We start from the raw sequence: 17125 nt of genomic DNA, 5'->3' as shown, positions 1-17125 counted from the left end.
TGTCGGACAATCAATTGACGTTGTTCTGATTTCTTATATCGAACTCACGTTAAAAAACATCGTCACGTGACTGTACTGTTTAAAGGCATGAACCGGCAACGGTTTCATGCCTTTAATCTTATTTAACTTTAGAGATAACCATACACCAATACCTCTTGATTATCTTTGTAAAAATTTCACATACCTTTTGGCAAGAGAGCCTGAAATATGTGGGAATTTTTCATTTTATAACTGAAAGGTGTTATTGAAATTATCTTCCGTTCTCAAACTTGGCGGTTTGTATTCCTACGAAGATGATTGGCAATAGCACCTGCATCGATTGCTATACCCCTGCCTTCCATATGGAGCGTAAGGACAGATTGGCATATTCGGTGTGGGGCTATTGCTTTATCCGTAGGAAAAGGTACGCCAAGACCTGAGAGCGGGATAAAGCAAAATAAATCCTCACACCTTTTTATTTATCATTTTAAAACCATGCCTTTAAAATCTTTATGGCAGATATTCTAAAGCAGATAATGTGATGAATCTTTTAAATTTAGAAAGGTACTAATGAAAACCGCTTATATTATATGTTTTGTTGTTGGTTTATGCGGGTGTGTGAATAGCGTTTCTCATACTCAAGAAAAAGCAAACCAATCTAATATTATTGTTGATGAAGATTTGCATCACAACGACTCAATATATTTGATAGTAAAAGACATGGATAAATTATCACCGTCTGACACTGTTAGAATTGAAATAATCAACAATAAAGATACGATTTGTTCGACAGGACAATATTACAAGATTGAACAACTGATTGGAGGTCACTGGGTCGCAGTTCCTTTGGGTCCTGGAATATTCTATGATATTGGTTATGAGATTCAAGCTCATAATTCGAGAAAATTTGAAATAGATTTAAACGAAACTAAGGACGTTCTTCAGAAGGGTATTTATAGAATAAGTAAAATTGTTAAATTTAGAGGGGAAGAATTAATCGTTTCAGATGAAATAAACATACATGAATAGAAAGATGGACTATATTCCCTCTTTCTATTCATGTATGTTTATCAACTATTTATTTTACTGACAATGATTCGGTAAAATTTGAAGTTGAACAGACCTGCTAAGCGGATAACTGAGCCAACTTGTTGTTTTTATCTTCTGGATTATTTTGATATGCGGAGATTTTCCGTAAGTCGAAATATTTGTCGAAGCAAGATAAGACTCAAACATTAGTCTCTTGAATCGGGCTACTGACAGATTCGGATAACCTTTCCTTATGACCTCTTTGCAGACATTGAGAGCCGTGAAAGAAAATTACAGCTTCATGCCGATTCCGAAGAGGGCGAAGTCGTAGATGGTCGGGTCGGAGGGATTGAAACGGCGGAGGTGGGCGGTGACCTCATCGACCGAACGGCGGTCGTTGGCCTTGCGTGTTAGAAGTCCAAGCTCACGCGAAATGTCACCGACATGGACATCGAGAGGAATGTAAAGCTGTGATGGGGAGATTATGTCCCACACACCCATGTCCACGATACCGTCGTTTCTGACAAGCCAGCGCAAAGCCATGTTCACACGCTTGAGAGCGGTCGTCGAAAGATTCTGAGGCAGACAGCGGGATGCGAACTCATTGTTTGCCGGATCGGTCGCCTCAAGCACACGGTTTATCCCCTCTACAAGTTTCCATGCCGGAGCTTCGGATGAAGCTATAGACTCGCTGCGTCCGAATTCCTGAAGCGAACCGTGACGCGCATAGATGGCACGCAGGCCTCGGAGATAGTGTTTGAGATGCTGAGTGAAAAAAGTGCGGTGGATATTCTGACCGTCAGGCAAATCCTCGTAGCCCTCGTCCATGACGTAGGCAAAAGGTTTATTGTCCATCAGCGCGAGCAGACGGTCACAGTCACGGCATATCATCTTGCGGTTGCCCCATGCGATGCCTGAAGTGAGCAACGCGGCAATCTCTATGTCGCGGAGGTCTTCGAAACGACGTGGAAACCGGACGGGATCATCCTCAATGAAAGACGGCGAGTTGATTCTCGCCGCCTCTGTGTCAAGGAGATTTTTCAAATCTCTTTCTGTCATAGTCTATGTTTTTACAGTCTTTTGAATCGACTTGTCTCAGAAAATCACATTTGTGTCAGTCTTGACAGCAGCGGTATCGTTGGCAGATGTCGCAGCCGGAATGACAAGTGCCTGAGGCTCGTAGGTCGACATAGCTTTGTCGACATCATCGATAAGAGCCTGACTATACTTGTCGCGTGACACGATGACTCCATCAGGATTGATAAGTATGATGCAAGGGATGCCTGTGATGCCATAGAGGTCGGTGGGAACATTCTGGGCATTGATGATGCAGGGCCAGTCAAGACCGTGGCTCTTGATAGCTTTCAGGGTATTTTCAGGTTCGTCCCATACGGCTACGCCGAGAACATCGAGACCTTTGTCCTTGTATTTTGCATAAAGTTCCTTAATTACCTTTGTCTGACGGATGCACGGACCGCACCAGCTTGCCCAGAAATCGACGAGCGTGTAGCGCCCGGGCTTCACATAGTCGCTGAGTTTTTCGGTCTTGCCATTGTAGGTAATAGAAAAATCCTTGTAGTGCTTACCTTCGGATGTCTCGGCACGTGCAAGGAGCGACTTACGGAGAGTCTGAACACGTCCTGACGAAGCGAGATTGGCATCGGCAGCAATAGCTGCGTCGAGCTGTGCGAGATCCATTTCATAGGCCAACTTAAGGAAATAGTAAAGGCCGAGGGTATTTCCCTTGTTTTCTGCATATGCCTTTGACGGTATGCCATCATATTCAGCCTGCAGAGCCTTTGCCTTAGGCATCAGTGTCGAATCGTTCTGATCAATGTTCTGATACTCATCGACAATTTCCTTCATGCGCTTGGCATATGTCTCCATCTTGGCATTGAGTGGAGTTCCGGAGGCTACTCCGTCGGGAGAAACGGTCACATTTCCCTCTTCAACGATAAAAATCGGGCCACGCGCACCGTCGACAACCAGACGTCCAATGAAAGGCGACTGTGAGTTGCCAGAAAACTTGGCCTGACCCTCAGCTACAATTACGGAATCAACCTTCTGGCCATTGTCCCAGTTGAGAAGATAGGCCATAGTATTGTTTTTCTCGGCCGGCACACTCGCGGTCACCGAATAATTTGACTGCGCATTGAGAGTGCAGGCGCTCACTGCAAGCATCCCGGCAGACAGCGCAAAAATAAATTTTTTATCCATAAATAATAATGTAGTTTATTGAGACAAAAGTACGTAAAATCCACCAAACAGCCAAAATGTCAATCCATCTAAAAAAGAGGCTGTGTCAAATTGAATTGCACCCCAAAAGTTAGACAAAAAACTTTTGGGGTGCAGTTTATAAACCTTAATTACGACACAGCCTCCATCTATTATAAGGCAAAGACAAGGTTTAAATCAATGGGATTTTTCAAGCTCAATCAATGTTCTGACAGCGAAATACATGTCTCTCGAATCAAGTGTTCCGATATATTTGCGTATGAACGACGACAGTCTTTTTTCCTGCTGTTCCATATCGGCAGAAAAAATTGTATTTATCTCCGTCAAGAAGCGAGCTTGTTCGATTTCTCCTAACTTTGAGAAATTGACGTCGCAAAAAGAGAGATATTCTTCATCAGTCATATTTTTTCGCATTTCGCAGAACTCAAATATCGGTTCGAGTTTCTTCATTTTTCCAAATGATTCAACTTTAGATTTGAATTTTCGGTATTCGGCGATGCTATCATCATTATTAAGCAGATTCGATGAAAAATATCTCATTGCTTCCTCATAATACAGCCTGTCAATCACATCGCCGAGCTTAGCACGGTCATCGGGGTTAAATTTATTCAAATTTTCCACAATAAACGGTAGTCTCGGATTACTGTAGGCCCATGTATAATTGGTGAATACAAACAGATTTTCACTCTTCAGACGTTCTTCGTACGGAAGTGAATTAAAGTATTCGTCAATAACCGTGGAGACTTCCTTTATTGCAGAATCATAGTCATCATATGAATCCATGATGTTCATGGCGTATGACTTTACTGTCTTCGCGTCACGGATGCCTGATTTATAACGGGCGGCAACTCTATCGGGGTGCATGTCAGGATTGCAGCAGTTTTCAACGGCTGCAATAAATTCGTCTTCGCCACGATAGCCTGAAAACATACCGGCAAGCTCTCCATCGCAGTTAAACACCGCAATTGTCGGATATGCTTCGACCTTTATTCTTTCCGCCAGACCGACACCTTCTTTTTCCGCGTCAAGTTTCAGACATATAAAATTGGAATTGAGATAATCTCCGACAGCTTTGGACGGAAAAATCTCTTTTGACAGCTTTTTGCATGGACCGCACCATTGGGTATAAAAGTCAACAAAGACTTTTTTGTTTTCCGCTTTGGCAATTTTCAATGCCTCATCAAAGGAAATCTCGCCAAACAGGGTCTGTCCATGCACCGTGAGTGCTGACAGCAGCATAAAAACGTTCAACACAATTTTTCGTATCATTTTTCAGGCAGTATTAATAGTTTTGTGTCAATGATGAATTTCTGTTTACAGCGTCCAGCGGGAACGGGAATACCCAAAGCGGGGAATCCGGACGAAGGCTGACAGACTCACCTTCGCCGAGGTCACGGACTATGGTCCGTTTATATCTTTCCTCAGTGTTCCATCTGCGCAAATCGAGAAAATTCTGAACCGTGTAGATCATTTCAACCCTTTTCGCACGCTCAAGCAAGCGCATCGCTTCTGTCTCATCGACGGGATTCTGGGCTTTATTTATAATCGGCTCATAACAGTAATCATAGATTCGTTTTTCACGAACTCTGTCGACCATTTTCAGGCCTTGGTCATATTTGCCTTGACGAATAAGACATTCAGCCGCAGCATAGATAATCTGTTCGGTTCTTATCCCGTAATTACTGATATTTGCACTTGAAGTATTGAAGTAGGCGCCATTATACTCCTCAGCATAATCCGGGTCCCAGATGTAATTTTCCATCAATATGTCGCCTTCTTCAAATAATTCAACCGTTTCTTTTGATATCATAGTGTACCCGATTGATGTGTTGGGGCCACGTGAATATACGAAAAAGTAATTTGACGGATGGTCCCAGCTCAACTTCCAGTCACCTCCGCTGACAGTCTCTGTCCTGTCCTCGATAACTGAATTTATCGCCAACGCCTTATTTGCGTATATCAGAGCCCGGTCATAGTCTTTCATCTGCAAGAGGACAAGGGCACGCATGCCATAACCGAAATCCTTTGCGACTCTCTGATGAACCTTAGTCGGGTTATCATATAGCTTTTCAATGACTTCATCAGAACAATCTTCAAGAATTCTGTCATACGTTTCTTTCAATGAGATTTTCTTTTTCTGTTCTTGGAAATTAATATTATCAACGTAGGCGATTCCGCCTTCGCCGGCTGCCTGGCTTTCATTGTCATATTGTTTGGCATGAATATTGGCAATGAGAAAATGGAGCCAGCCTCTGACAACTCTGGCCTCTGCGACAATCCGCTCTTTTTGTTTGGAATCGCCCTTGGCCTCAGGTGTTTTGGCTATTACAATATTCGTATTAAGAATATAATTATAAATTGTATTATACCGGACATCTGTCAGACGGAGAGCCTCTCGCTTAACCGACTCGTCATAAGACGCAAGGATGTATTCATATGTCCCTTTTAAATCTGCTGAAACTGAAGCGTAACACGTGTTGGTAAGTGTCTCAAGGTCTCCCGGACTTTCATCAAGATTATATACCTGATTGAGCAATGTCTCAAGGTCATCGACAGTCGTAAGCGTTGTCTCTCCCTTGGGGATAATATCAAGCTTGTCGTCGCATGATGACAAGCATAAGGCTGAGATACATAATAGTATCAACGGATAAATATTTTTCATTATATTCGCTTTTAAAAATTAACTAACAGACTCATAGTGTAGCTCCTGGGAGTCCTGTTTATGCTGATTCCACCCATGACCGCTTCCGGGTCAAGGCCGAGCGGATTACGTGCCCATGTACAGACATTATTTATCTGTGCGCGAAGCCTCAAATCTCTCAGCCTGAGTTTTGAGATGATAGCCCTGTCAAACTGGTAAGAAAGGACGATGTTGCTGATTTTAAGATAATCAGCATGATAGACACTCCGGTTCATATATGGCGCATAGTCATATCCGATGGTGGAATATGCCTTGTAACCGTTAGGCATAGCTTCTACGTCGCCTTCCCAGTATCTAAGACAAGAGGAAGGAGTGGCGCCACTGGTATATCCAAGGTCATTGCCGTAAGTGTTCCATCTTTCGTTACCTGCCCTCATATAGTGTCCGCCATAGAAATTAAACATTGCAGAAAGCGAAAAACCGGCATATTTAATCTCAGGAGTAAATGAGGCTGCTACAGTCGGGTCGGCCGAACCGTGGAAAATAAGGTCATCTTCAGAAAATTCCGACTCATATATGCTCTCACTGTGTATATTTCCGTTGTGGTCCCTCCATCCGATAGATCTTGTACCGTCCTCATTGTCAATCAACCCGGCATAATCGAAAGAGAAAATTGAACTGCGTGGATAGCCTTCACGCAGATATCCATAAAGATAGTCCGAAGCGGTTGGCGGTATATGGTTGAGGCCCGTAACTTTATTCTTGTTATAGGCTATGTTGAAATATACGTTCACCCCTACGGAATTACGCAATTTCTGAGGTAGGATATTAGCGTTAATCTGAAGTTCCACGCCGGTGTTTACCATATTACCGGCATTAATCGTCATCACGTTGTCCGGCAGACCTAATGTCGGGTCCATATCAGTTTCCGTCAGCAGGTCGCTGCCCGATTTGTGGTAATAGTCAACCGAACCGCTAAGCCTGTATCCACAGAACGCATAGTCGATACCGATATTGGTAGTGGCTGTCTTTTCCCATCTGAGCTGGTCATAAGGAGCATTTTTTATGACACCCATCGGCAGAGAATTCATCCAATTGTTTTTGATTGCGGCTGTCAAATATGAACTGGCGTTTGAATCAATATTTCCAGTGAGGCCATAAGAGGCTCTGAGTTTTAACGCGTTCAGCCATGTATAGGCCTTCATGAAGCTTTCATTGTGAAGGTTCCAGCTTGCACCGACAGACCATAACGGACGACCACGAAATTTCGGGTCGGAGCCGAAAAGGTCCGTTTTATCGACTCGCCATGACCCCGATAAAGAATAGCGCGAATCAAAAACATAGTTTCCGGTAAAATATACAGAGTAATAGCGATGAAGTATGTCACCGTCCTTATCGGGCAGACGTGGAGCCCCCTGCACTCTATATTCATTTCCAAGCGCGCTTTTGCCTGGCGAAGTGATATAGTCCCAGTCGGTGGCCATGTTACCATTATTTAAGGTCAAGGGATTATATCCATATCTTATGTCCGAACTATCCCATGAATGGGTCTGCCGGTATTCCATGCCGGCCAGAGCGTCAACGAAATGTTTACCGAATGTGTTGTTATATCGTGTCTGCCCTCTGAATGTATAGTGTACGCCATGTACATGTGATGTCGTGAGGAGACCACCGTCAGGTATATGATGTGTTGTTTCGTTAACCGTTATTTCCTTTTTGCCAAAATTAGGTTGGGTTATTATATCCCATACATTCGGATCATCCCAGTCTATATTATCAAAAGCATCTGGGTCGTCGACCCATTTTTTCACCTGAGTAGAGGATGTGTAGAGATTGTAAAGGTAGCGCATATAATATGAATCATTCTCACGGAGCCTTCTTGAACGCGATGAAATATCTTCATACTGAAACTGTGCCTGTGCTGTCCAACCGGGCATAATCCGGAATAACGAATGGATATGGGTCCTTATATTAGTATAGTCTGATTTTGTGAAATTCCGGTTTAGCTCGTCATGAGTGGAGAATCCAACCGGCTTCAGTTCCAACTCTGCATTACCTAAGTTCGGCTCTTTAAGATAAATGTCTCGCTCGAGTTCCGCATAAGTGCCATCTTCATTATATATAGACTGATATGGCAGAAACGCATTGATGCCGAGTCCGTCCACACCAGAACGATATTTTGACGCTTTATTCCGGACTTCTACGCCAAATGACAAATCTAACCATGATGCCACTTTCAAATCGCCTTTATATTTATACTGGAGCGTATGTTCATGCTCCTTGTATGCGCCGCGGTTGTTGTCGCGATAGTTTACAACCATACTCGAGGCGAGATTACGACACAGTACCCTGACGGCCAAGTTATATGATTGTTCGACACGCTGTCTCTCGGCTATCTCCCGATACTGCCTGCGATAGTCGTTCTTACTCCATTGGCTCAGTTTGCTTTCAAGAATCTCGTCTGAAATATCGCCACGATGATTCTCAACCAGCAGTCTGGTGACAGGAGTCATCCCCTGAACACGACCACCGGTATATCCGTTTATAAGGTTTTTAAACGCCGACTGGTCCTCATCATCACGCATCGCATTAAAATTATATCTTTCAAGTTTAATCATCTGCCCTGCATCCGCCCAATCAAAATTATCATAACTCTGTCGCTCTGACACAGTGATATCGGCATTGAATTCAACTTTAACCCGCTCGTTGGCGGCCTGCTTTGTGGAAACTACAATGACACCATTCGTGGCTCGCGCTCCATAAATGGCTGCGGCAGCGGCATCTTTCAATACAGTGATATTAGAAATTTCATAGGGATTTATACTTTCAATTCCACCTTCGATAGGCAAGCCGTCCACTACAATCAGAGGAGCTCTTCTTGCATTAAATGTTCCAGTCCCTCGGATTACCATTTTATCGTCACCGAGATCATTAGCGTTTTTTGACAGAACGAGACCGGGGACCGCACCCTCAAGGTTCTGGATTATATTGGACGTATAACGTTTATCCAAATCGTCAGCAGTGATGGTCTGGAACGCACCCGTGGCGTTTTCACGTTTAATATTCTGATAGCCTGTCACAACAACCTCGTCCATGACTGACGCATTGTGTTTAAGGACAATTTTCAGATGCTTGCCGATATTAGATTTGGAGAGGCGCTGTATTGACGGATGCATACCGACATAGTTAACCACAAGGACCGGACTGTCATTGTTTATATCCATGGCAAAGTTTCCATCGACATCTGTCACGACACCGATTGAAGTCCCCTGTATGACCACAGCCGCGCCAGCCAATGGCTCTCCGGTTTCATCTAAAACTGTTCCTGATACTCTGGACTGAATTCTGCCTGACGGCATCTTTTTAAGAGATATCGATTTGTCAACGATTACATAACTGAGACCCAGCTGGTCAGAAAGAGTCTTGTCAAGAAGTTTTTTCAGACTGACACCGTTGAAAGTTCCATACACTTTGCTGCTGATGTCATCAAACAGTCCGGACTGATATACAAAATCATATCCTGTGGCTTTTGAAATAATCTCGATCGTCTGCTGAGGATTATTTCCGTTAAAAACCGCATCATAGTTCCTGGCCAGAGCCGAAAACGGAACTATCAATGCAAAAAGCATGATAATGAAAGGTTGTCGCATAATTGAGTTGATTATAATAGTTTGATGAATTGATTCTATTGCTGTCCTGATATCTTGACATGGTTTCCATTAATGGCAAATTTTACGCTTCCACAGTTTTCTATAATGGTCATCGCTGTGACAAATTCAGAATATCGGGGAATACTCCCGTGGAAACGAATCTCCGCTACATCAGGGTCCTTGAATTCATAATAGAAATTATACCATCGGGCGAGATCCCGCATGATATTTCTCAATGGCTGCCCTTCAAATACAAATCGTCCGTATCGCCAACTGGTTATTACATCTGGCTTTACGAGCTTCATCGAAAGCTGTTCATCATTTTTGTTGAAAACAGCCTGATGACCGGGAGACAAATAAACTTCCGCACCGGGACTGTCAAGCCGTGACATGGCGATTGAACCTGACTCTAAAGTTATATATGACATGTCGTCATCAGAATAATCCTTGATATTGAACGCAGTACCGTAGACTCTTATCTGCTGATTTCCCGAAACGACGTAAAACGGCCTGTCCGGTTCATGATGAACATCAAAATATGCCTCTCCTGAAACTATTACACGACGCTCATCCCCACCGAAGGTTTCAGGATATCTCAGAGTAGATTCAGAGTTAAGCCAGACTTCAGTAGAATCCTCAAGAATAATTTTAAACTCTCCGCCCCTCGGGACTTCAACACATAAGGATTCCGCTACAACACTGCCCGAGTCGGATTCTTTCGGAACAAAAAATGAGCTGTTTACAGCAGTGTCATTCGCATTCAAGGCTATTGTCTTTTCATTTGACAAGCGAATTAGCGCTTTGGTCTCTCCGGGATGTATAAGACACTGTTCATGGCCTGAACGTGCAATTTCAGTCTCCGACATATCAATCCTGACATCATCGGAGTTAAACATAATCATGACAACCCCCGCAAACACGGCGGCAGCCGTCCAGTAGACTAGTCTCTTTTTTATCAAATGCCTGCGTTCAGCCCTCGCAATCATCTGTTTCATCTGAGCTTCAGCACGTGAGACATCCACAAGTTTCCTGTAACGGAACTCGCGCTCCAGTTCATTCGGGTCACTAAGCAGCCGAAACAGAATCTGACGTTTATGATTCTCGCCAACCCATTCGGATAGGGTCTTTTTCTCTTCGTCAGATATATTACCGACAAAGAGTTTATAGAATAAGTCGCTAATTAACTTCATGACTAAATCTGAATTAAAACTATCTTGAAGACAGATGCTGAATTTTCCATCTCTTGTTATCTATTATTACGGACTCAGCATACAGAGGGTATAATATTTCTGAAAAAATATTTTTATTTGTTGTCAGGACGGTTTTAAACAACTATATTTGCAACATAATGATGCCAGACTATACATACATATTTGAATCATTTTGTAAAGGACGACTAAGCCCGTTCTATAATGAATTATATCCGGCCTTACTGCGTTATGCTGTAAAAATATCAGGAGAGAATCTATCTTATCTTGCTGAGGATTGTGTGCAAAGCGCTATTCTCGAGACATACCTTCATCGCGAAAGTTTTGAATCAACGCTGCATTGGCGCAATTGTCTGTTAAGAAATATCAGGAACAGAGTTATTGACCTTATCAGAAAGGCTGATTGCAACAAAGCCTATATCAACAACCTGTTACTCAGCGACCAAGTTGAAGATGATATTTCTCTTGCCATAATTTATCAAGATGCTTTAGACGTCATATATGCAGCTGTTGAATCGTTGCCCGAAGAATACCGTAAAACGTTTGAACTCAGCTTTATTCAGGGATTGAAAAATGCGGAAATAGCCAATTTGCTCTGTGTTGCCGAGATTACTATAAAGAAACGAAAAGCAAGACTTTTGGATAAAATCAGAACTATGCTTGGAAGTGACATAGATGAACACACATTACTGATTATAATTGCTTCGGACATCAGTAGACATGCAGTCGGTTAATTCACGTTAGACAGTCACGGACAGTGTGAATTTACGATAAAATAAGAGGCTGTGTCATAATGACACAGCCTCTTATACAGTATGGTTAAAGTCTTAAAAAATGAACTATTCTCACTTCACAACGACTTTAGTAGAGACAGTGCGGCCTGATTCGAGCGTGTCGACCTTGATGAGAACGCCCTGAGTGCCTTCGCTCACGCGCATGCCCTGAAGGTTGTAATAGACAGTCGAAACGACAGCGTCGTCAGCAGATATGCCATCAATGGCCGAAGTTGCGCCTCCGACAGCGACAGCCTCTCCGAGACCACCCATTTCGTTGGCGGCACGGACAGCGTAAACCTCACCGGCACGGCTGGCCTCGACTTCAAACTGAGGCTCGATGGTGAAGGCGATCACCTTGCCGTCCTTGCATACAGCCCAGCATGAAACGTAATCGCTATTGTCCCATGAAAGCATACCGTTTTCAAGAGTGACATTGGTCGGGGCGGGAGCCTGCTCAGTGAAGCTTGCGGGATCCCAGTCGTCATTTGAACCAATGACAGCCTCATAGCTCATTGCATCGGCTTCTTCCTTGGTAAGAACCGGATTGTTTTCGTGTGAATCGGCAAAAATTTTCTTGCGCTGGCTGAGATCAATCACAGTGCCTGTAGATGTCATTGAATTGTATTCGGCAAAGCGTGCAGGCCAACCGCCGCTCATTTCGTTCCATCCGATAGCCGAAGGCTTAACGGTCATCTTGGTGTCGATATACACAGCAGTGGGAGTACCCTTGCCCCAAGGACGTCCGAGAGTATAGTTACCGTCGATATCATCCTTCTCGCCAACGATTTCGCAATCCTTGAATACGTAGCCGTACTTGCGGGGATTTGACGGAACAGCGAGGTAACCACCCTTCTCACACATCTGGAGGGTAACGGCGTTGTAGTAAACGTCGCCCTTGCCACAGAGGAAGTCGGTGCGTCCGCGGAGGACACCACCTTCAAAGTAGAAGCGACCCTGCTCGTTGTTTGATACATAGGTATCCTGATAAGCCCAGAGACATACATCTTTCATCATTGTCTTGTCAGAACCGTCGTTGAGCACAATGTCACGGCCACGGGCATCGCCCATCGAGCTCTTCATCGTGAGGTTCTGGAAGTAGGTGTTGGCCGCGGTCTTGTCGAGACGGAGCACATCGCCCTTGCCGATACCTTCAAGAAGATTGGATGCACCGAAGCCATTGTTGCCCTCGCCTTCAGGAACGGTGTTGGTGATGACAACGCCTTCCATACTTTCGCCGATGAACGAAATGTTGGGGGTATTGATATAGGTCGTGGGATCGGGGTACGACTTGCCATCGCTACCAACCTTGGTGGCGGTGGTGCTTGCCGGAATCTTATAGAAACCGTCGTGGATGAAGATGCGGAAACGCTTGGTCTTATCTTCGCGAGCACCGGCAGCCTTGATGGCAGCGACAAGTTCGTCGACATTGCTTACCTCTGCGTCATAGAGAGCCTTCGCTACGACAGGACGGGTCTTGGTGGTGAAGTTGATTTTAATCTCTTCACTGATTGTGTTGTCAGTGAGGTCCATCACACTGTTGGCAGGAAGAGTGAAGGTGTAGTCGGTAGCGTAAGCAAGATTCTTGTACTGGAAAAGTATGGTCTTACCTGAAACAGAAGGCGTAAGAACCTTGTCGCCGAGAGAGGCCGTCGTACCTTCCTTGACTTTCACCTTCTCGTCGAAAGTAAGAACAATCTTGCCGTTGATAGATGCCGACGAAGAACCGTTCTCGGGAATGAACGAAACAAGCACGGGTGCAGTGCCGTCGTCAATCATTCGGGATGTTCCGATGATGTAGCTTGCACCGATACAAGCGCCGTCGTTGTCAGACTTGGTTCCGTCAATGTCGGAATCACGGTCGGCAATCCAGCGGATGTACACTGATTTCTGATTGTTGGCTTCAGCGGGAAGATTGAACTCACCGTCAGTCCAGTTCTTTGCTCCCTGCATGAAGAGAGTGCCTACAGTCTGCCAGTTTTCACCGTCAAGAGAATACTGGACATTGTATTTCTGATAAGCATTGTAGTTGTAGACCATAGCGGTGATGACCTTGAGGTCGGTGAAAGCCTCGGCGTTGACCATTGTCTGCCAATAGTATTTTCCGAGACCGTCAGTCCGCCAGTTAACACCACCGGGACGGCCTTCATAGCCACCGGCCGAAGCACTCTTGTCGAGCCAGCCCTGAGAATTTCCGGCCTCATCGCGGAGCACGAGAGCAGCAGCGTCATTGTCGGCAGCAGCGAAGTCGGCTACACGTCCGTTGTTGCCCGCACGATGGAAGTCCCATCCGGCAACGAAGTCAATGGACGAATAGCTGGCTGTAAACGACTTGTCGGCATCCATTACAATCTGTATCTCGCTCGACGACTGACCATCGTTCCAGTTAGTGAACGTAAGGATGGGGTTGCTGCTTGCCGTGAGGGTCACGGTAGTGCCTTCCTCATACATATTCTTTCCGTCGACAACAGTCGGAGCAGGAGTCGGAGCGACCATGTAGCTGTTGGCTCCGCCCTCTACGTTATAATCGAGAGCAAATGTGCGGAGCTGCTCGAAGTTGGCAATAATCTCAGAGTTGGCATCGACAACGTAGGTGAACGAAGTTTCGGCGGAAAGCTCCTTGCCGGAAGCATCGGTCCAGTTGATGAATTTATAGCCGAAATTGCGGACGGCAGACAGAGTGACCTCAGTGCCTTTCTCATATTCGTCGGCAGCAGGATAGACGGACACCTTACCGGCAGCTTCGATATTCTGAGATAGTTTAAGAGAGAATTTCTCAACCGCCTCAACTGTTCCGTTGAGTATACCGTTGATGTGGACATCGGAAACAAGAAGGCCTTTGGTGTTGGCATAACCATTGTTCATGACAAGATTGAATCCATCGCCTGAAGTAAGAGCCTTCTGCTGGTCGGGGGTCAGAGTGTATTCAAACTTGACTGTGTATGAATCAAGATTTCCCTTGGAGTCCTCGGCCTGAGTCTTGTTGTTGCGGTGAGGTGTAATAGATGCAAATTCTACAGATTCGCCACCTGTGACCTCGCCACGGACAGTCACATCATTGCCGGCTCCGTCTGTTCCGTCACGTCCGACATAGAAGCTGACGCTGACGGGAGTAAAGGTCAGACCCTTGACAGGCTTAACAGTCCATTTGATTATGTCAGACGGGCCGTTGGCAGACTTGATGTCGACAAACTGTCTGTCGGGGCACATGGTTGTGCTGATAACTTTCTTGAAAGTACAAACGCCTATGTCGAAATTGGCAATCGAGAATGTAGCCTCAGGCATTGCCACGACATCTTCCATGAAGTTTGACGAATTGAATGCCCATACGACCGAGGCTTCCTGATTTTCGAAGGTTGCACCGGCAATGTCCTTGGGAACGAAGGGCAGAACCACCTGAATGTAGCGGTAGTAAGATCCGTCGCCGATCACGAGGTCAACGAATTCAGCCTTTCCCTGACAAGTAAACGAGGGATTCTTGGTTCCGTCGGCAATCGAAATGCCATCGACTGTCGTGGTGGTCGGCGAGCTGTATGCCTCAGTCGAAACGACCGCGCCTTTGCAGGAGGGAACTTTAAAGGTAGTCCCGGCATTCATCTGAGCCCAGTCGTTCCAGTTGCCGTTGGCAATCTTACCGCCGTTGTTGGTGTCAAAGTCGAGTTTCACGTCGATGATTTCAGTGCCAACCTTAGCCTGAGCCACCCAGAAACCGGTCACGTTCTGGAATCCTACGGTCGGAGCACCGTTCTGACGCTGGAAATCCCATTTGATTGTCACAGGATCTTTGCGATCGGCAAGCGAGACAGCATTGTCGACGAAAACAGGAGTCAGAGTGACAGGAGCTGTGACAGTCATGAGTTCACCGATTTCATAGTTCTTGCTGCCGTCGGTCCAGCCCACGAGGGTCTTGCCTTCCTGATACATTGTAAAGTTGGCAGGGATTGTGAAAGTCTTGCCGGCCTCAATCTTCTCTGAGGCAGGAAGAATACCGGCATCGGCATAGTCACCGAATCCGAATGAAACCTCTACGTCTTCCACAATATCCGAAGGATTTACTTTCTCGACAGCGATGTAGGGGGTGTAGCTTCCACCTGCGATTGTGAGAGTAGTGGCATCGCCTTTGTAGATAACCGATGCGATGTTTGCAGTCTTGTCATTGTGATAGCAAGCACCGTTGTTTGTGTTGAACGTTGCAACAGTTTCTCCGGCAACATTCTTGACAGTCACATCGCCACCCCAAGCGCATGTGCCCATAGAGATTTTCACAGGACCATCAACAGACACGGTCGAGCTAAAGTTGCCCCAGCCGTGTTCGTCGGAATGATACTTACCCGAAAGGATTATTGCAGCGGAAGCATCGTCGGATGCAACACGCGAGACAACTCCGTCAGCACCGACGGCAACTCCGAAAGTGGTCGACGATTTGTCAGCCTTCTCACTATCGGTGAGAAGATTGCCATTGGTCAAGTCCACTCTGATGTCCTTAAACTCAGCACGCGCCGACTGGAATCCCAGCAAGCATGCCAAAACGAGGACAACATTCCAAATTCTTTTTGTCATGAGTAGAAATTAGTAATAATTGGTATTAAATTTATTAATAATAAAATAGTGATTACTCGAACATAGCACTTATTGTAAAAACGAATGCCCGGACATGTGGTATCAGACTATTCCTAAGTGCAAATCTACGACTTAATTCGCTAATATCCAAGCATTGAGCAACTGAATATTAAAATATTATAAAAATTCGCGTCTGAATATGTTTTACCGACATAAAACTTTTGAAGACGGGAAATAAGTCCTATTTTTGCAAGAACGATGGAAGACATGCCACTTCCAGCATTCACTTTAATATCAAAAACACGAATATAAATATGCCAACTGTCCTATACATTTTCGGAATCCGTTTCTTTTTCTATCCAAATGACCATGAACCCATACATGTTCATATCCAATATCAGTGATTGTCAGCCAAAATACAAGTCGAGCCTGAAATAAAACTTATAGAAAACAACGGAATAAAACAACAGACCATAAAGAAAGCATTAGACACAGTGGCGTTTTATAAAGATGACATCGTGGCTGAATGGCATAAAGTATTCACAAAATAACCCCCATAAATTATGGAACGTATAGAAAAAGTCTGGTTTGAGGACAACCATATATGGATTCAAACTGAAACGGGCAAAAAATATCACCAACCGCTCGAAGCCTTCCCCACCCTACTGGATGCTACTGATAAACAACGTAAAAATTTCTATTTATGGGAAGATAATCAAAGTATACGCTGGGACGAAATCGACGAGGACATACACATATCCAACTTTTTTGAGACTTATACCGTCAACTACGACAATCCCGTGAACAACCTTCTCTCTCGTTTTCCATGGCTGAATCTCGCAGCTTTTGCAGAAATGGCAGGAATGCATAAGAGTAAACTCGACCGTTTCAGGTATGGTGTCTGGACTCCAAGTCAGGAGACTCTCAACACAATCCGCGAGACCATCATCAAAGCAGGTAAAGAGATGTGTGCGGCAATGTTATAAGCAAACTTGATTATACGAGGCGTCGTAATACATAAAAAATCGGCCCGTCCCTTCTATTGCTGAA

At 44.9% G+C, this 17125-nt stretch carries 11 protein-coding genes; 4 read left to right on the top strand and 7 right to left on the bottom strand.

Features of this window, described 5'->3' with window-relative positions; genetic code table 11:
* The first annotated feature begins 549 nt into the window (after positions 1–549).
* Complete coding sequence (locus tag QZ311_RS10190) at positions 550–1008, top strand: immunoglobulin-like domain-containing protein (RefSeq protein ID WP_297067359.1); 459 nt, start codon at positions 550–552, stop codon at positions 1006–1008.
* A 291-nt stretch (positions 1009–1299) separates the two neighbouring features.
* Here the strand turns inward: QZ311_RS10190 and QZ311_RS10185 are convergent, their stop codons facing one another.
* From QZ311_RS10185 to QZ311_RS10160, 6 genes are all read right to left on the bottom strand, one after another.
* Positions 1300–2067, bottom strand: coding sequence for a TIGR02757 family protein (locus QZ311_RS10185; RefSeq protein WP_297067356.1), 768 nt, complete (start codon positions 2065–2067; stop codon positions 1300–1302).
* A 36-nt stretch (positions 2068–2103) separates the two neighbouring features.
* Positions 2104–3225 carry a TlpA disulfide reductase family protein gene (locus QZ311_RS10180; RefSeq protein ID WP_297067353.1) on the bottom strand — a complete coding sequence of 374 codons (1122 nt, stop codon included), beginning with the start codon at positions 3223–3225 and terminating at the stop codon, positions 2104–2106.
* A 195-nt stretch (positions 3226–3420) separates the two neighbouring features.
* Positions 3421–4512: a thioredoxin family protein gene (locus QZ311_RS10175; protein WP_297067351.1), complete on the bottom strand. Its 1092-nt coding sequence runs from the start codon at positions 4510–4512 to the stop codon at positions 3421–3423.
* A 13-nt stretch (positions 4513–4525) separates the two neighbouring features.
* Positions 4526–5905 carry a RagB/SusD family nutrient uptake outer membrane protein gene (locus tag QZ311_RS10170; RefSeq protein ID WP_297067348.1) on the bottom strand — a complete coding sequence of 460 codons (1380 nt, stop codon included), beginning with the start codon at positions 5903–5905 and terminating at the stop codon, positions 4526–4528.
* A gap of 11 nt (positions 5906–5916) precedes the next feature.
* A complete protein-coding gene (locus tag QZ311_RS10165) occupies positions 5917–9534 on the bottom strand; it encodes a SusC/RagA family TonB-linked outer membrane protein (RefSeq protein ID WP_297067344.1) in 3618 nt (1205 codons plus the stop codon).
* A 35-nt stretch (positions 9535–9569) separates the two neighbouring features.
* Positions 9570–10724, bottom strand: coding sequence for a FecR domain-containing protein (locus QZ311_RS10160; RefSeq protein ID WP_297067341.1), 1155 nt, complete (start codon positions 10722–10724; stop codon positions 9570–9572).
* A 158-nt stretch (positions 10725–10882) separates the two neighbouring features.
* Between QZ311_RS10160 and QZ311_RS10155 the strand changes: the two genes are divergently transcribed.
* Positions 10883–11476 (top strand): sigma-70 family RNA polymerase sigma factor, encoded by a 594-nt coding sequence (locus tag QZ311_RS10155; RefSeq protein WP_297067338.1) that lies wholly within the window; start codon positions 10883–10885, stop codon positions 11474–11476.
* Positions 11477–11587: 111 nt separating this feature from the next.
* Here the strand turns inward: QZ311_RS10155 and QZ311_RS10150 are convergent, their stop codons facing one another.
* Positions 11588–16075: a pectinesterase family protein gene (locus QZ311_RS10150; protein ID WP_297067333.1), complete on the bottom strand. Its 4488-nt coding sequence runs from the start codon at positions 16073–16075 to the stop codon at positions 11588–11590.
* A gap of 314 nt (positions 16076–16389) precedes the next feature.
* On the opposite strand from QZ311_RS10150, the gene QZ311_RS12455 reads away from it, so the two are divergent.
* A complete protein-coding gene (locus QZ311_RS12455; protein WP_363323604.1) occupies positions 16390–16479 on the top strand; it encodes a DUF4160 domain-containing protein in 90 nt (29 codons plus the stop codon).
* Positions 16480–16638: 159 nt separating this feature from the next.
* Positions 16639–17061, top strand: coding sequence for a DUF2442 domain-containing protein (locus tag QZ311_RS10145; RefSeq protein WP_297067326.1), 423 nt, complete (start codon positions 16639–16641; stop codon positions 17059–17061).
* Positions 17062–17125: the final 64 nt, after the last annotated feature.

It is taken from the genome of uncultured Duncaniella sp., assembly GCF_910578445.1.
In the GTDB taxonomy this organism is placed as follows: Bacteria; Bacteroidota; Bacteroidia; order Bacteroidales; family Muribaculaceae; genus Duncaniella.
Note: the sequence above shows the minus strand (reverse complement) of the source record. Positions and strands in the feature narration are given on the sequence as shown.